Origin of the sequence: Faecalibacterium sp. 3, from assembly GCF_048323735.1 — a bacterium.
Classification (GTDB): Bacteria; Bacillota; Clostridia; order Oscillospirales; family Ruminococcaceae; genus Faecalibacterium; species Faecalibacterium wellingii.
Window position 1 is genome coordinate 218,677 of record NZ_JBLWFN010000001.1, and the last position, 16,807, is coordinate 235,483.

The following is a 16,807-nucleotide window of genomic DNA, read 5'->3' on the forward strand; positions in this document are numbered from 1 at the left end:
CGCAGGATACAGCAAGGCCCCGCACCTTTTAGGTGCGGGGCCTTGTTTTTGTTACAGCATTACTTTACGATGATATTGCGGCTGATCTTGCTGCAGTTGTAGTTGCCGCCGATCTCTGCCGTCTGCGTATAGGTGCCCGGCTTGGTGGGCAGCTCGCTGGTGCTCTCGGTGAACCAGCCCTGTTTTTTATAGGTATAGCGGATCTTGTCGGTGGGCACCACCTGACCATCCACCTCCAGCACGGCTGCTTCGTTGAAGGCTTCCAGCTCTTCGGCGGTCATTGCCTGTTCTGCCTGCTGGGCCCAGTACATGCGCACACCGTCGCGCTTGGGCTTGATGCGGAACATGGCAAAGCCTGCCGTGTTCATATCGCTGCTTTCCAGCGCCAGCGCACCCGCCACATAGTTGCCGGAATCCACCGGCTGCTCGTCCAGATAAATGCGGCTGAATGCCCCCTCCGGCAGATACTTGCGGATCAGGTTCAGTGCAAGACGCAGGCCGTTGGACACCTGATCGATGGTGGGCACATAGAAGTGCAGCACATCCATCACCGAGACGACCTCATCGGCCACCCGCAGCAGCACGCCGACGTCGTTGCCGTCGATCAGCTGCTTGAGGTAGTTGTACACATTGAACTCTTCCACCTGATCCGGCGTCTTGGACATCACCCGCGGCAGGGGGATCATTTTGAGCAGGGTGCGGATCTTATCTGAGAGCATCAGCGTCACATAGCCGTTTGCCTCGCCGCCAATACCCACAACGACACCGATATACTGGGTATCGGCAGGGGTGGTCTGCACTTCCAGTTTATAATCCGAACCATAGACAAGGTTGCCCGTAGCCTTGATCCGGATGGACACTATTCCGTTTTCCTGTTCCACTGCTGCGGTCTGCTGCGGCAGTGCAGCGGCGGCGAACACCGGTGTTGCTGCTGCGCTGAGCATGAATGCCGCTGCCAGCACAAAGGATATCAATCGTTTGGCCTTCATCGTATAAGACCTCCTGTCTTTCAAAGGATCACGCAGCCGTACCCACCGGCACGCTGCATCGGGAACCGGCATGATGCCATGCCCTGTTGTACTCCGATTTTACCGCAAAACGCTGTTTCGGTCAATAACTGGATTCAAGTGATTCAAATATTTTATATTTTCGCACAAAAGAGGGCCTGCCTTCGCAGCAGGCCCTCCCGGCTTGTCATTCATCGATAAAGTATTCCGGATGGATGCTGCGTGCCTGCGCCACCGACTGCTTGTACCGGCTCAGGTGGCTTTCCAGTGCTTCACTCACATCGTCCGGGCTGCCGTGCAGCAGCGCTTCCAGGATTGCCGTGTGGGTGGCGCACACCGACTTGTTCTCCTCGGTCTGCAGGCTGAACTTGCGGATGCGCTCCACATGCTGCAGGCTGGCAAGCATGTAGTCATAGTGCGCCGCCATCCCGATCAGCTCAAAGGATCTGCGGTGGAACGCATTGTCCAGCTCCAGCAGCCGGGTGGGACGGTCAGGCTGGGTCAAATCTGCTTCCAGCACGCGGTAGTCCTCGATGTTCCTGCGGTATTCCGCTTCCTGCTGGGGCGTCACATGGCCGCGCAGCCGGTTCAGGATCTCCTTTTCCAGCGTGAAGCGGGCAAACTGCTCCATTTCCATCAGCCGCAGATTGATGGGTGCCACATGGGTCCCGCTCTGGGGCTTGATGTCCACCATGCGGGCCAGATTGAGCATCAGCAGTGCCTCCCGCATGGGGGTGCGGCTGATGCCAAGCTCCTCTGCCAGTTCACGGTCATTCAGTGGGTCGCCGGGCTTGAGCTCCATGGTAATGATCCGGCTGCGGAGGGTCTGGTAGGCCATTTCGCGCGCACTCAGTGATGCCATACGGTCTCTCTCCCTTCAGGGTGAAAAATTGATATACTAGTATTGAAGTTGTAAGACCATATTACCCAACCTGCTGGCGGCTGTCAAGTGTAACGGCAACTAAAAATCGCCCATTTTTTTCTCTGTTTTGTTCATTTGTCCGCGCCCGTGCGCAAGAAAAGCCCCCGGCCGGGGACTTTTGGTCATTTTCCTGCAGGGCGGTACACCACCGGCACCCACACGAAGGCCACGGCCAGACCGCACACCACATCTATGATGGAGTGCTGTTTGGTGAACACCGTGGAAGCGCAGATCAGCGCCGCCCACACCCATGCCAGCACTTTCAGGGCCGGGCGGTCCTTTGCCAGACGGCTGTTGGTGAAGGCCAGCGCCATGCAGGCCGAGCTCTGGCAGTGGATGGACGGGCACACGTTCACCGATGCATCCGCCTTCCAGATCAGATTCAGGATGCTCATGGCAATGTTGCTGCGTCCTATCGCCTCTGCCGTGGGGCGCAGGTCCAGACCGTTGGGCAGCAGCATATAGAGGATCAGACAGAAGGTCATGCCCGAGAACATGGTCAGGCAGAGCTTATCATAGCTTTGGGTGTCGCACCACCACAGCAGCGCCGTCACCCCGGCCAGCAGCAGAAACCAGCTGCAATACGGAAAGATGAACCACTCGTTGAAGGGGATCCGGTCGTCGATCCTGCTGTGGATGATGTATTTGGGATCTGTGATGGTAAGGTCCAGCCAGAAGAACCAGATGAGGTACACCACCCAGTACAGCTGAAACCACAAATGCGGGCGGCACCGGGCCCGCAGCTGCTTGCGATTCATGGTATTTCTCCTATAATTTCAATGTGTTGACGTATGATTATACCACATCCCGCCATCTTGCGCAAACCCATGCGGTGCGATAAAATAGACAGAGAGCTTTTTTCTGTGGAAATTGTACCGATTATAAAAGGAGCCTTTATGTTGCAAAGTTTTCCCTCTGTCCGCCTTGTTGCGCTGGATCTGGACGGCACTCTGCTGAGCCGGAACAACGAAGTCACCCCTGCCACCCGCGAAGCCATCGCCCGCGCTGTGGCGCACGGCGTGGCCGTGGTGCCTGCCACCGGCCGTCCGCTGGCCAGCCTGCCGCCTGTGGTGGCAAAGCTGCCCGGCATCCGGTATGCCATCACCTCCAACGGTGCGGCCGTGTGGGATCTGGGCGACGACCCCATGGGTGCCGTGTACAGCCGCTACTCCAATGCTGCCCAGCGCCATACCAGTGAGCCCGCCTGCCTGCTGCACCGTCTGATGCCGACGGAGACTGCGCGGGAGGTCTTTGCCCTGTTCCAGCAGTACGATGGTGAACTGAGCGTGTTCTGCGATGGTCTTGCCATCAAAACGCCGGAGGGCATCGCAAAGCTTGCCTCCCGCACCACCCACTTTCTCTCCTCCGAGGCCCGGCAGAACCTGACCGACGGCCGCTTTACCGTCATCCCCGGCATCGAGAGCTGGATGTCCCGCCACGCCCACGAGATCGAGAAGCTGTGCATGTTCTTTGACAGCATCGAAAAGACCGCCGCCGCTCTGCCGGGATTTCAGGCCATCCCGGGCGTGGAGGTGGTGCAGGGCTCGCCGGACAACATTGAAGTGACCGCTGCCGGTGTGGACAAGGGCAGCGCCCTGCTGGCTCTGGCCGACCGGCTGGGCATCCCCCACGAGAATACTCTGGCGGTGGGCGACAGCGAGAACGACCGCGCCATGCTGGAAAAGGCGGGCATTGCCGCCGTGATGGCAAACGGCATGCCCCAGATCAAGGCGCTGGGCGACCTTGTGAGCGAGGCCGACTGCGATCACGACGGCGTTGCAGAGCTGTTCCGGAAGCTCGGCATCTGAGTAAACAGGGGCAAACCGGGGCAAAACGGCCCTGCTTTTCAGGTCATTCGTCATTTTTGTGCAATGTATACAAGCTATTATGCAAAACATTGTGCTTGTTGAGCATTACCAAACTTGTTTCCGTCGTTTATACTAATATTACAAGCGCACGATGGGTGTACCATGCCCAAACGGCAGCCCACGCGCACCGAGAAAGTTAAATTCAAAAAGGAGAAATGCATTTATGAATCCCATCGTAGAAAAGGTCTATCAGATCGGCATTATCCCTGTTATCGCTTTCAACAGCGTTGATGAAGCCCTGCCCCTGTGCAAGGCTCTGGCTGACGGCGGTCTGCCCGCAGCTGAGGTCACCTTCCGCACCGCATGTGCTGAGGATTGCATCCGCAAGATCCACGAGGAGATGCCCGAGATGCTGTTGGGCGCAGGCACTGTCCTGACCACCGAGCAGGCTGACCGTGCAATGGCAGCAGGCGCATCCTTCATCGTTGCTCCCGGCTTTGACCCCGAGGTCTGCAAGCACGTCATCGACAAGGGCGGTATCATGATGCCCGGCACCTGCTCTGCAGGCGAGATGCAGCAGGCTATGAACATGGGCTGCGAGGCCCTGAAGTTCTTCCCCGCTGAGGCAAACGGCGGTGTCGGCATGCTGAAGAACATCGGCGCAGCCCTGAAGAGCGCACGCTGGATGTGCACCGGCGGCGTCAACGCAAAGAACGTCAACGACTATCTGGGCTACGACCAGATCTTTGCTGTCGGCGGCACCTGGATGTGCAAGAGCGACGTGATCAAGGCTCACGACTGGGCTAAGATCACCGCTCAGAGCAAGGAAGCGGTTGACACCATGCTGGGCCTGAAGCTGATGCACGTCGGCATCAACACCGAGAACGAGGAAGAGGCCATGAAGATGGCAAACCTCATCGGCAGCCTGCTGAACATGAAGGTCGCTCCCGGCAATTCCAGCATCTATGTGGGCAACAAGGAGTTTGAGATCATGAAGAAGCCCGGCCGCGGCACCAATGGCCACATCGCCATCGGCTGCAACAACGTCGACCGTGCCATCTACCACCTGTCTCAGCGCGGCGTGAAGTTCGATCTGGACAGCAAGAACGTGAAGAACGGCAAGACCATCGCCTGCTACTTTGCAGACGAGATCGGCGGCTTCGCATTCCATCTGGTCCAGGCCTGAGCTCCGGCTCCCCTATCCGTGAAAGCCCTGCTGCGCCGGGGATGCCCCGCAGCAGAAGGTCATAAACACCTGTAAATAAAAGGAGAATACCCAATGAAAGTTGTTACTTTTGGCGAACTGATGGTCCGTCTGCAGCCGTTCAACTACGAGCGTTTCGTTCAGGCTAACAGCCTGGAGTTCACCTTCGGCGGCGGCGAGGCAAACGTTGCTGTTTCTCTGGCCAACTACGGTCTGGACGCAGCCTTCGTCACCAAGCTCCCCGCACACGCAATCGGTCAGGCCGCTGTCAACAGCCTGCGCCGTTACGGCGTTGACACCAGCATGATCACCCGCGGCGGCGATCGCGTTGGCATCTACTACAACGAGAAGGGTGCTTCTCAGCGTGGTTCCGTCTGCATCTACGACCGCGCCAACAGCGCCATCCAGCTGGCTCAGCCCTCCGACTTTGATTGGGATAAGATCTTCGAGGGCGTGGACTGGTTCCACTTCACCGGCATCACCCCGGCTCTGGGCGAGAACGTCGTCGAGATCTGCCGCGAGGCCTGCAAGGCTGCTAAGGCACACGGCGTGAAGATCAGCTGCGACCTGAACTACCGCGGCAAGCTGTGGACCCGTGAGCAGGCCCGCGCTGCCATGACTGACCTGTGCCAGTATGTTGACGTCTGCATCTCCAACGAGGAGGACGCAAAGGACGTGTTCGGCATCGAGGCCGAGGCTACCGATATCTACGGCGGCAAGCTGAATGCTGAGGGCTACAAGAGCGTTGCCAAGCAGCTGGCTGACAAGTTCCACTTCGAGAAGGTCGCTATCACCCTGCGTGAGAGCCACAGCGCCTTCGACAACGGCTGGAGCGCTATGCTGTACGACGTTGCTTCCAATGAGTACTGCTTCTCCAAGAAGTACGACCTGCACATCATCGACCGCGTTGGCGGCGGTGACTCCTTCGGCGGCGGCCTGATCTACAGCCTGCTGACCGGCAAGACCACTCAGGAAGCTGTTGAGTTCGCTGTTGCTGCTTCTGCTCTGAAGCACTCCATCGAGGGCGACTACAACATGATGACCGTGTCCGAGGTCGAGAAGCTGGCTGGCGGCGACGGTTCCGGCCGTATCCAGCGCTAATTGCAGGAAGGAGTCCACAATGGATATCCGCTACTCCTGCAACCAGAAGGATTTCAAGCGCTATACCACTGAGGAAATGCGGGACGAAATGCTCATCACCGGCCTGTACAAGGCCGATGAGGTCGTTGCTGTGTACAGCCATGTGGACCGTATGGTCACGCTGGGCTGCATGCCGGTGCACGAGACCGTGTCCATCGACAAGGGCATCGACGTGTGGGCAAACTTCGGTACCCACTACTTTCTGGAGCGCCGCGAGATCGGCATGTTCAACATCGGCAAGGATTCCACCGGCATCGTGGTGGCCGACGGCGTGAAGTACGAGCTGGGCTACAAGGACTGCCTGTACATCACCAAGGGCACCAAGGAAGTCACCTTTGCTTCCGCCGACCCGGAGCATCCCGCCAAGTTCTACATGGTGTCCGCTCCCGCACATTGCTCTTACGAGACCCGCCTGATCAAGATGGCTGATGCAAATCACCGTCCTCTGGGCAGCGTCGAGACCTGCAACAAGCGCACCATCAACCAGTTCATCCACCCGGATGTGCTGAAGACCTGCCAGCTGAGCATGGGTATGACCGAACTGGACGCCGGTTCCAACTGGAACACGATGCCCAGCCACACCCACGAGCGGCGCATGGAGATTTATACCTACTTTGAACTGCCCGAGGGGCAGGTGGTGTTCCACATGTGCGGCGAGCCTACCCAGACCCGTCACATCGTGATGCACAACGAGGATGCTGTCATCAGCCCCTCCTGGAGCATCCACAGCGGCGTAGGCACCTCGAACTATACGTTTATCTGGGCAATGGGCGGCGAGAACATGGAGTTTGACGACATGGACAACATCGCTACCACTGACCTGCGCTAAAAAGCACCATTCAAAAGCCCCGTACCGGGTAACCGGTACGGGGCTTTTTGCTAAAAATTTAACTTGAACCTTCTCCGTCATTGCTGCGCGATGCCACCTCTCCCGAAGGGCGAGGTTTTTATCCATCTTTCCTCAACGTATCTAAAAGCTCCCCCTTCGGGGGAGCTGGCTGCGAAGCAGACTGAGAGGGTTATTTAACTTGAGAAGGAGAAAATCATGGATCTTTCCGCTTTCAATCTGCAGGGCAAGGTTGCTCTGATCACCGGCGGTGCCCACGGCATCGGCTTCTCCATCGCCGAGGGCATGGCCCAGTGCGGTGCAACCGTCTGCTTCAACTGCTCCTCCGAGGCAAGTCTGGAGAAAGGTCTTGCCGCCTACAAGGCTGTCGGCATCGACGCCCACGGCTATGTGGCAGATGTGTCCGACGAGGACGCTGTGAACACCATGGTGGCAAAGATCAAGGCCGAGGTGGGCCCTGTGGACATTCTGGTGAACAACGCCGGTCTGATGAAGCGGGTGCCCATGATCGAGATGAGCCACGCCGACTTCATGCGGGTCATCGACGTGCATGTAGGCGGTGCCTTCAACTGCTCCAAGGCCGTTCTGCCGGACATGATGGAAAGGCGCGAGGGCAAGATCATCAACATCTGCTCCATGATGAGCGAGCTGGGCCGCGAGACCGTCTCTGCCTACGCCGCCGCCAAGGGTGCACTGAAGATGCTCACCAAGAATATCGCTTCCGAGTACGGTGAGTACAACATCCAGTGCAACGGCATGGGCCCCGGCTACATCGCCACTGCCCAGACCGCACCCCTGCGGGAGGTGCAGCCGGACGGCAGCCGCCACCCCTTCGACCAGTTCATCACCGCCAAGACCCCCGCAGGCCGCTGGGGTGAGCCGGACGACATGGTGGGCCCCTGCGTGTTCCTTGCAAGCCACGCTTCCGACTTTGTGAACGGCCAGATCCTGTACGCCGACGGCGGCATTCTGGCTTACATCGGCCGCCAGCCCAAGTAAAGCCATTGGGGCACTGCGCCTTCTTTAACCTTCCGACCAGACAGCTCTGTGCAGGCCAAAGTCTGCATGGGGCTGTTTTTTTTTACGAAGCGGCAAGCGGCCTTTCCTGCAAAACTTTGCTTCATGTTAACTCATGTTAAAATGTTCCAATTTCATGTCAAATCGGTAACAGTTCCTGTTTCATCGTCGAAAATGCACATAGGCGTCTTGATTTTTTGTCGAAATTCCCGTATAATCGTCTTCATCATCCATCACACCCTGTTGGTTGATCTGAATACGAAGAAATTTCAAAGGAGTATATTTCACATGAAACTCAAGAACATTGCGATCGTTGCTGCCGCTGCAGCACTGGCTGTTGGCATGACCGCCTGCGGTTCTTCTGCATCCTCCACCGCCGCTTCCTCTTCTGTGGCTTCTTCTGCTGCCGCTTCTTCCGAGGCTGCAAGCTCTGAGGCTGCTTCCAGCGAAGCAGCTGAGCCCACCACCGCTGAGTACACTGTGTACAACACCACCGGTTCTACCGTCACCGAGCTGTACCTGTACGATGCAGGCAGCGACGAGAAGGGCGACAATTTGGCCGGCGAGAACGGTCTGGCTGACGGCGAGAACATCGTCATCACCCGCGACGTGGAGGCTGACAAGCAGTCCGACGTGACCTACATTCTGGAGTTCACCACCGAGGACGGCCAGACTCAGAGCTTTGAGACCCTGCACTACGAGGTCGCTCCCATCTCCCTGCTGAGTGTGGATGCCGCTGCAGGTGCTACCCCTATCGCTTTTACTGCACCGGAAAAGTAAGAACTGTTTCATCACTGTAAAACGGGAAAGTCTGCGGGCTTTCCCGTTTTATTTTTTGCCAAAAGCGGGCTGAGGCTGTCATTTTCCCTTGCAATCACGCCAAAAATCCGCTATCATAAAAGCAAATACGTTCCCTTGCGGCACAAAGGGAGTAAAGGAGTGGATTTCCTTATGGCAGAAAAAGAAGTCAAGGGCATCAAAAAGTTTTTTGAAGAGTTCAAGGCCTTTGCCATGCGCGGCAATGTGCTGGACATGGCAGTCGGCGTTGTCATCGGCGGTGCTTTTACCGCCATCGTCAACTCACTGGTGAACGACATCATCAACCCCGCCATCGGCCTGTTTTTCAACGCCGATTTCTCGGACGTCGGCATCCATGTGGGCGATGTGATGATCGGCATCGGTTCCTTTATCAATGCCGTCATCAACTTCCTGATCGTGGCATTCGTGCTGTTCGTGGTCATCAAGTTCGTCAACTCCCTGCACAAGAAGCCTGCTGAGCCGGAAGCTCCCGCAGAGCCCACCACCAAGGTGTGCCCCTACTGCCAGAGCGAGATCTCCATCAAGGCGGTGCGCTGCCCCCACTGCACCAGCAAGCTGGAGGGCTTCCCGGAGATCAACAATTAAATTTTGAATGGCCTCCGCTTTGCTCTGGCCATATTCAGCGGAATCATTTTCCAAATTACAAATCGGGAAAGTCTGCGAACTTTCCCGATTTGTTTTTTCACCGGCGGAGCCGCAAAGGCAAACAGCATAATCAACGCAAAACCTCCCTGCCCGGCCGCAGTCGCTGCGGTTCCAGAGCGGGGAGGTTTTATTTTATCCGGGAAAAATGTGGAAGATCGGTCTGGTGAAGCTTTACTTGACCTTGGTCAGGTCGGCCAGCTTGTGGAAGATCTCGGTGTTGTCGAACACGCCGCCGAACTTCTCCGCACCCACGCCGTTGGCGTAGACGTTCACCATGGCACCGGTGTGAGCGTAGGTGGTGTGGTCCATGCCGGATTTATGGTTGATGGTATGGCAGATGGCCATGCTGAAGGGGATGTAGGTGCCGTACAGCTCGTAGTCCTGCTGAGACATTTCCTTCTGGCTGGCAGAGCCGACCTTCAGGGTACGCTCGTAGGCGGTGCGCAGGTTCTGCACCTCGTAGTCGGTCAGCAGCAGCTTGCCGGCGCTGGCGGCATCCGGGTCGGTGGGCAGGGTCAGACCGAAGTTTGCCTTCACATCCTGCATGGCAGCTTCAAAGGGGGTCTTGTTGGCGATGTAGTTCTGCACATAGGTAGAATCAAACTTTGCGTAAGACATCTTCTGGTGGGCCAGATTGGTCAGGAAGGTGTCGTAGTTGGTGGTCTTGTAGCCGATGGCCATACCGCCGGTCTCGTGGTCGGCGGTGACAAGGATCAGGGTCTCGTTGGGGTGCTTGTTCTGGAACTCCACAGCTGCCTGCACGGCGTTGCTCAGCTCCAGCACATCGTGGATGGAAGCAGCGGCATCGTTGGCGTGGCAGGCCCAGTCGATCTTGCCGGACTCGGTCATCAGGAAGAAACCCTTGGGGTTTTCCAGCAGCTCGATGCCCTTCTTGACGTAATCGGTCAGCTGCCACTCGCCTGCAGCGGCGTCCATGGCGTAGTTCATGGCCTTGCCGTCTGCCAGATTCTCGGCAATGATCAGGGTCTTGTCTGCGCCTGCGGTCAGGGCAGCCGCGCCTGCCTGCGTGGTGACCACATTGTAGCCTGCCTGAGCAGCCACCTCGTGGTTGTTGGGGCCGGTGCCGTCGCCGTTCACCTTCTGGAACTCGCCGCCGGCAAAGTATTCAAAGCCGGAGTTTGCCAGCTCCACGCCGATCTGGTAGTAGTTCTTGCGGGTCTTCTGATGGGCGTAGAAGGCGGCGGGAGTGGCGTGGTCGATGTTGACCGAGGAGATGACGCCCACCTTGTAGCCCTTCTGGGCGTGCAGCTTTTCGGCAATGGTCTCATAGGGCACATCGCGGGTCCAGGGGCACATGTTGATGACGCCGCTCTCAGTCTTGTGGCCGGTAGCAATGGAGGTTGCGGTGGATGCGGAGTCCGGGCAGAAGGAGGTGCTGTCGTAGGTGGTCACGCTGCCCACGGTGGGGAAGCCGGTGAAGCTCAGGTCGGCCTCGGTCACAGCGCCGTTGTTGTCCACGGTGCCCTTGTAGAAGCGGGCAGACTGGATCTGGGCGGTGCCCATGCCGTCACCGATGAACAGGAAGATGTACTTGGGTTTCTTGAACAGGTCCAGCAGGCCGTTCTCCTCATCCTCGGCAACAGCGGCGTCCGGCTGGGCTGCACTTGCAGCCACGGGTGCTGCGGCCATCATGCCGGCAGCGGAAGCGGCTGCACCAAACTTCAGAAAACTGCGGCGGGAGATCTTATTTTCTTTCATAACGTGATCCTCTCTTTTTATCCAATCAAATGCGGCGGGCCTGCCTCAGGCACCGTTTTTTGTCTTTCGGGAACGTCTATATTGTAGCGCACCGCCGCCTGCGGAAAAACCATGCCGCCGCAAAGCTTTGGTAAAACCGGTGCGTGCGCTGCCCCTTCAACGTAAAAACCCGGAAAATGATGTAAAATCCTGTGCAGGCGGCGCTCTTTTTCCACAAACCGCGCCGGAAGGGTTGAAAATCGGACGCATTTCATTGTACAATAAAAGAGTAAGTGCTTTTTTACCTTTATATAGATGGAGAGGAATGTATTTTTATGGCAGAGATCAAAGTTCTGGCGCTGGATCTGGACGGCACCCTGACCAACAGCCAAAAGGAGGTCACGCCCCGCACCCGGGCTGCACTGGATGCCGCCATTGCAAAGGGCGTTACCATCGTGCTGGCATCCGGCCGTCCCACCGCGGGCGTGCTGCCGCTGGCAAAGGAACTGGGGCTGGACAAAAAAGGCGGCTGCATCCTGTCTTACAACGGCGGCAAGATCATCGACTGCCGCACCGGCGAGACTTTGTACCAGAAACAGCTGGATGCCCAGTACGTACCCGAGCTGTGCGCCTTTGCCGCCGCACAGAACGTGACCATTATCACCTATAATAAAGAGGGCGTTGTCACCGAGCACCCGGATGACAAGTGGGCCCTGCGCGAATGCTTTACCTGCAAGCTGCCCATGACCGGCGTGGACGATCTGGCAAAGTATGTGGATTACCCCATCTGCAAAATGCTCATCACACTGGACCCTGCCCGCCGGGACGAAGTGTGGGCCGCAGGCAGGCAGCAGTTCGATGGCCGCATCGACCTGTACCCCTCCAGCCCGTTCTTCATTGAAGCCGTACCGCTGGGCGTGGCCAAGGACGGCAGCCTTGCCGCCCTTTTGGAGCGCATGGGCCTGACCCGCGATAACCTGATGGCCTGCGGCGACGGCCTGAACGACCGCTCCATGATCGCCTACGCCGGTGTGGGCGTGGCGATGCAGAACGCCGAAGACCCGGTAAAGGACTGCGCCGATTATGTGACCGCTGCCGACAACGATCACGACGGCGTGGCTGAGGCCGTGGAGAAGTTTATTTTAAAGTAACGAGAGGAACACAAAACAATGCCGCGCAATCTGGTTTTATTTGATCTGGAATGGAACATCGGCTACCAGCCGTATACCTTTAATTATCACGGCGTGCAGCAGACCTTCCGGGGCGAGATCGTAGAGATCGGCGCCGTAAAGATCGACGAGGACGCCAACGTGCTGGATACCTTTTCCATCCATCTGCGCCCCCGCATCTTCCGCAAGCTGCAGCACCACATCGCCAAGGTCACCGGCCTGACGCAGGCCGATCTGGACAAGGGGGAGCCCATCGTGCAGGGCCTGCGCCGCTTTATGCAGTGGTGCGGCCCGGACGCCGAGTTTGCTGAGTGGGGCATGGACGATGTGCCCGTGCTCAAGCAGAACCTTTACCTGTGCAATATTGACGAGTCCAGGCCCACCGTCTGGTACGACCTGCAGCAGGTGTTCCTGCGGGAGCACCCCCGCAAGGAGGGCGAGGGCATGACGCTGGAAAGCGTCGTCACCCGCATGGGTATCCCCATGGAGCGGCAGTTCCACGATGCACTTTCCGATACGCTGTACACCGCCGATGTCTGCCGTCTGCTGGACCTGCGGGCGGGCCTTGCGGCCTACCCCACCGAGGACGAAGCCCTGCGGGCCAGCCTGTGCCCGGCCCCCGGCGACTACCGGGATTTTGAGGTGTTCCACGGCTACGTGGAGCAGTACACCTGGCGCACCGACCCCAAAATTTACACCATGAACTGCCCGGAGTGCGGTGCACCGCTCAAGCCGGACGATGTGTGGCTGAAAAAGGGCAGCAACAGCTGGTACACCCTGAGCCAGTGCCCCCGGTGCGCCGGCAGCGGCAGCGCTGCAGGCAAAGGCGTATTCCAGCGGTACAAGCTTGCCCGCCGCGACGGCCTGCACTGGAGCTACGCCCGCTGTCTCCAGATGCCGGATGACGCCTCCCTTGACCGCTGGGAGAAGCAGCGCACCGCCCAGCTGGAGCGGATGAAGGCCCGCGCAGAAAAACAGGCTGCGGAGTAAAAGCGGCACCGGCTGCTCCGTCCCGCCTGCACTCGCCAGTCCACCAGCGTGAGAAGCCTTCGCACTTCCCATTAAGGCTGTCTGGTCGATTTTATAGCAATTCAACTTTTTAATGCAACAGCGGTGAATTGCATATCGCAAAGATGCCGTTTGAATGCTGCACTCATTTCTTGAGTTGCGATAAAATTTGCGATAAACGATTTTGGGAAGGAATAGAATCATGTCGAAAGATGAATATTTGATCACAGATCCACCCCTTAAAGCGCTGACTGTTTTTGCGCTGCCGATGATCCTTGGCAGCTTTTTTCAACAAGTATACAATATGGCCGATTCCATAATCGTTGGTCAATTTGTTGGCTCCTCGGCACTTGCGGCTGTTGGTGCTTGTGCTGCGCTGACCAATGTTTTTATTTGTGTGGCGCTTGGTGCTGGTGTGGGCGCAGGTGTGCTTATAAGCCGCTATTTTGGTGCAAAAAATTATGGTAAAATGAAAACCATTGTGTCAACGTCCCTGATCAGCTTTTTGATCTTAAGCGTTGTCCTTGGTGTCTTTGGCTTTTGCTTTTCCCATTTCATGATGAACGGATTACAGACCCCTGCCGATATATTGGAAGAAGCCGTATTGTATCTGCGTGTCTACTTTGTGGGTTTCCCGTTCCTATTCATGTACAACATTCTTTCCACCATGTTCACTTCCATCGGTGAATCCAAAATTCCGTTGGGACTGCTGATATTCTCATCGATCCTGAATATTTTTATGGATCTCTGGATGGTGGCCGGTCTTGGTCTGGGGGTGTTTGGTGCAGCCCTTGCGACCTTGATCGCACAAGGAATTTCTGCCGTGTTTTCGTTTTTGATCTTTCTGTCTCGGATGCGGCAATACAAGAGCTCCTTTAGCAGGTTCGACCGGCAGGAGCTGTATTCCATGCTTCGCATTGCGGTACCATCGGTTTTGCAGCAGTCCACAGTGTCTATCGGTATGATGATCGTGCAGGCAGTGGTAAATCCCTTCGGCACACAGGCACTTGCCGGGTATGCGGCAACGATGCGGGTAGAAAATGTTTTTTCGCTGATCTTCGTATCCATCGGCAATGCAGTTTCGCCGTTTGTATCCCAGAATCTTGGCGCAAAGAAACTTGAGCGTATCAAAAAAGGTTATCATGCTGCACTGGTGTTGGATCTATGCTTTGCAGTTCTTGCTTTCGTGGTCATTGAAACACTGCACACACAGATTTCCTCGCTGTTCTTGGGAAAAGACGGAACCGCGTTGGCCTATCAGGTGTCCGGTGATTATATGAGATGGCTTGGTTACTTTTTCATCTTCATGGGCATCAAGATGGCAACGGATGGCGTTCTTCGCGGACTTGGAATCATGCGGCCGTTTCTTATTGCAAATATGGTAAACCTTGCAATCCGCTTGTCTGTTGCCTTGATTTGTGCACCGCGTTTTGGCATTGCTTTTGTTTGGCTTGCAGTCCCGGCAGGTTGGCTTGCAAACTTCCTTATTTCCTATGCGGCGCTCAGAAGATCGTGGCCAGAGGATAAAGCAGCGGTATCTCAATGATTTCATGCAGTGGAGAGGTGCTTTGTTCTGACGTGTTTTCCTTACAGAGAATGTGACGCGAAAAAAATTCGCCGGTGTTCCGTGTGATGATAAAAATAGACCCCGGCAGGAGATTGCCGTCGTAAAAAAAGAGATTGCCGTAAGTGCAGCCTGCACGCCAGACATGGCTTCGCGCAGCTTGCCGGAGCAGCCGGTGTCGTTTCTCCCCTGTTTTGCAGGAAATCACCTCTCTGCTTCGTAGTATCCCAAGGAAGCTGTGTGCAGGGCAAAAAAGTCGTTTTCTGTTCATGGCTCTGTCATACAATGTGGATATACTACGGATAGACGGCCCGCGCTTTGAGAAGGGGCGCAGGCAGAAGGGATGGAATACGCACGATGAACGTTTGGCTGCGTCAGCTTGGAACGCTGGGATTCTGGAAAGCATTACTGGACAGTTTTGGCGGCCTTGGCCCCATTGCCCCCATCGTGCTGGCCATGGTGGAGTCTTTTTTCCCGCCGCTGCCGCTGATCGCCATTGTGGCGCTGAATGTGGCGGCCCACGGCGGCCTGCTGGGCTTTCTGTACAGCTGGGCCGGTGTGGCACTGGGCGGCTGCATCATGTTCCTGCTCTGGCGGCGGGTAGTCAAGCGCTTCTTCTGGAAGTTCGCCTCCCGCTCGCCCAAACTGGAAAAAGCCCAGCAGTGGGTGAACCGCTTTGACACCTCGTCGCTGTTCATGCTCACGCTTCTGCCCTTCACACCAAGCTCCTTTATGCATCTGGCCTTTGGCATCTCAGACTTTGACGAAAAGCGGTACCTCATCACCATGCTGCTGGGCAAAGGCGTCATGGTGGCTCTGATCGCGCTGTTCGGGCAGTCGCTTGTCAGTTCCCTGAAAAACCCGGTGTATCTGGTGCTGGCCATTCTTTTATGGGCAGGCATGTACTGGGTGAGCAAAAAGTTCTGCAAGAAGCACAATCTGGAATAATCATTTAGAATGCCCTCCGCTTCGCTCTGGGCATATTTAGTTTTTATAATAGGGCAACAGCAGACAGCCTGCGGGCTGTCTGCTGTTGCCTTTTCACAGTAATGGCCCAAAAGGGAAACTCCATCTGTTGCGCTTATTTCCTTTGGAAATGACCGTGCAACCGGAAAATATGCCGCTTGCAACTACGGCCCCTTCCGTGAAAAAGCAAACCAGCCAAGCCCGCAGGCTTGGCTGGTTTGCAATATAAAAAATAATACTTCATTTAAAATCGTTCACTTCCCCTTGACATTCACTTTGTCTGCCGTATAATATGTATGTTATCAAACAGTTTCATTCAAAACTGTCCAGCTTCAAACAAATCAAAGGAACCGATCATTATGTGTGACGAAATCAAAATCGAGTGCTGCAAACGCACGGACCCGCCCTGGGAAAGCCCACAGGTCATCCCGGCACAGATCCGCCGGGTGGACAACCTGATCTTCCGCAAGATCAACCAGTTTGCCCGCGAAAACGGCGTGGAGCAGGCCACCCCCATGCACGGGTGGATCATTGAGTATCTTTACCGCCACCGGGACGCAGCCGTGTTCCAGCGGGACATCGAGCGGGAGTTCTCCATCACCCGCTCCACCGTGACCAACATCCTGCAATTGATGGAGCGCAAGGGGTATATCGAGCGGCGCAGTGTTCCGCAGGACGCCCGGCTCAAGCAGCTGGTGCTCACCGAAGAGGGCATCCGCTTCCACGAGAACACGATTCGTTCCTTCCATCAGACCGACGACTATGTGGCCGGACTGCTGACGGAGGAAGAGAACACCGAGCTGCTGCGGCTGCTGAACAAGCTGCGGGATGCACTGAAATGAACCCTCTCAGGCTCGCTTTGCTCGCCAGCTCCCCCGAAGGGGGAGCTATATGCACCATAATACAAAGGGTGATGCGTCCAATTCAAAGCAGGTCGTATCGTTCAGAGCAAGAAAAGCTCCCCCCTTTGGGGGAGCTGGCAAAGCCGACAGG

Annotated in this window: 17 protein-coding genes; 12 read left to right on the forward strand and 5 right to left on the reverse strand. The window is 56.6% G+C overall.

Annotation, left to right across the window (positions count from 1 at the left end):
- Positions 1-59 precede the first annotated feature (59 nt).
- The 3 genes from ACNSPV_RS00980 to ACNSPV_RS00990 form a co-directional block, all read right to left on the reverse strand.
- Positions 60-989 (reverse strand): hypothetical protein, encoded by a 930-nt coding sequence (locus tag ACNSPV_RS00980; RefSeq protein WP_339395064.1) that lies wholly within the window; start codon positions 987-989, stop codon positions 60-62.
- Between the two features lie 205 nt (positions 990-1,194).
- The gene (locus tag ACNSPV_RS00985) at positions 1,195-1,869 is read right to left on the reverse strand and encodes a GntR family transcriptional regulator (protein ID WP_339395063.1); all 675 of its coding nucleotides are present in this window, start codon (positions 1,867-1,869) and stop codon (positions 1,195-1,197) included.
- Positions 1,870-2,051: 182 nt separating this feature from the next.
- A complete protein-coding gene (locus ACNSPV_RS00990) occupies positions 2,052-2,687 on the reverse strand; it encodes a phosphatase PAP2 family protein (protein ID WP_348584908.1) in 636 nt (211 codons plus the stop codon).
- A 138-nt stretch (positions 2,688-2,825) separates the two neighbouring features.
- Between ACNSPV_RS00990 and ACNSPV_RS00995 the strand changes: the two genes are divergently transcribed.
- From ACNSPV_RS00995 to mscL, 7 genes are all read left to right on the forward strand, one after another.
- The gene (locus tag ACNSPV_RS00995; RefSeq protein ID WP_348584907.1) at positions 2,826-3,737 is read left to right on the forward strand and encodes a Cof-type HAD-IIB family hydrolase; all 912 of its coding nucleotides are present in this window, start codon (positions 2,826-2,828) and stop codon (positions 3,735-3,737) included.
- Positions 3,738-3,960: 223 nt separating this feature from the next.
- Positions 3,961-4,923: a bifunctional 4-hydroxy-2-oxoglutarate aldolase/2-dehydro-3-deoxy-phosphogluconate aldolase gene (gene eda, locus ACNSPV_RS01000; RefSeq protein ID WP_348584906.1), complete on the forward strand. Its 963-nt coding sequence runs from the start codon at positions 3,961-3,963 to the stop codon at positions 4,921-4,923.
- Positions 4,924-5,016: 93 nt separating this feature from the next.
- A complete protein-coding gene (locus tag ACNSPV_RS01005) occupies positions 5,017-6,042 on the forward strand; it encodes a sugar kinase (RefSeq protein ID WP_097777423.1) in 1,026 nt (341 codons plus the stop codon).
- Positions 6,043-6,061: 19 nt separating this feature from the next.
- Entirely contained in the window at positions 6,062-6,910 is an 849-nt protein-coding gene (kduI, locus tag ACNSPV_RS01010) for a 5-dehydro-4-deoxy-D-glucuronate isomerase (RefSeq protein ID WP_249237397.1), read from the forward strand.
- Positions 6,911-7,126: 216 nt separating this feature from the next.
- Positions 7,127-7,927 (forward strand): gluconate 5-dehydrogenase, encoded by an 801-nt coding sequence (locus ACNSPV_RS01015; RefSeq protein WP_348584905.1) that lies wholly within the window; start codon positions 7,127-7,129, stop codon positions 7,925-7,927.
- Between the two features lie 306 nt (positions 7,928-8,233).
- The gene (locus tag ACNSPV_RS01020) at positions 8,234-8,725 is read left to right on the forward strand and encodes a hypothetical protein (protein ID WP_044953969.1); all 492 of its coding nucleotides are present in this window, start codon (positions 8,234-8,236) and stop codon (positions 8,723-8,725) included.
- A gap of 171 nt (positions 8,726-8,896) precedes the next feature.
- Positions 8,897-9,349, forward strand: a complete 453-nt coding sequence (gene mscL / locus ACNSPV_RS01025) for a large conductance mechanosensitive channel protein MscL (protein WP_249237400.1) — start codon at positions 8,897-8,899, stop codon at positions 9,347-9,349.
- A gap of 231 nt (positions 9,350-9,580) precedes the next feature.
- Here mscL and ACNSPV_RS01030 read toward each other — a convergent pair whose 3' ends face one another.
- Both ACNSPV_RS01030 and ACNSPV_RS01035 read right to left on the reverse strand, forming a co-directional pair.
- Positions 9,581-11,128 (reverse strand): alkaline phosphatase, encoded by a 1,548-nt coding sequence (locus tag ACNSPV_RS01030; RefSeq protein WP_348584904.1) that lies wholly within the window; start codon positions 11,126-11,128, stop codon positions 9,581-9,583.
- 17 nt (positions 11,129-11,145) lie between these two features.
- A complete protein-coding gene (locus tag ACNSPV_RS01035; protein ID WP_348584903.1) occupies positions 11,146-11,343 on the reverse strand; it encodes a hypothetical protein in 198 nt (65 codons plus the stop codon).
- Between the two features lie 99 nt (positions 11,344-11,442).
- On the opposite strand from ACNSPV_RS01035, the gene ACNSPV_RS01040 reads away from it, so the two are divergent.
- From ACNSPV_RS01040 to ACNSPV_RS01060, 5 genes are all read left to right on the forward strand, one after another.
- Positions 11,443-12,258: a Cof-type HAD-IIB family hydrolase gene (locus ACNSPV_RS01040; RefSeq protein ID WP_348584902.1), complete on the forward strand. Its 816-nt coding sequence runs from the start codon at positions 11,443-11,445 to the stop codon at positions 12,256-12,258.
- Positions 12,259-12,276: 18 nt separating this feature from the next.
- Positions 12,277-13,266: a 3'-5' exonuclease gene (locus tag ACNSPV_RS01045; protein ID WP_348584900.1), complete on the forward strand. Its 990-nt coding sequence runs from the start codon at positions 12,277-12,279 to the stop codon at positions 13,264-13,266.
- 220 nt (positions 13,267-13,486) lie between these two features.
- Positions 13,487-14,830, forward strand: coding sequence for an MATE family efflux transporter (locus ACNSPV_RS01050; protein ID WP_348584899.1), 1,344 nt, complete (start codon positions 13,487-13,489; stop codon positions 14,828-14,830).
- A 375-nt stretch (positions 14,831-15,205) separates the two neighbouring features.
- The gene (locus ACNSPV_RS01055) at positions 15,206-15,796 is read left to right on the forward strand and encodes a TVP38/TMEM64 family protein (RefSeq protein WP_348584898.1); all 591 of its coding nucleotides are present in this window, start codon (positions 15,206-15,208) and stop codon (positions 15,794-15,796) included.
- A gap of 377 nt (positions 15,797-16,173) precedes the next feature.
- A complete protein-coding gene (locus ACNSPV_RS01060; protein ID WP_339395051.1) occupies positions 16,174-16,656 on the forward strand; it encodes a MarR family transcriptional regulator in 483 nt (160 codons plus the stop codon).
- Positions 16,657-16,807: the final 151 nt, after the last annotated feature.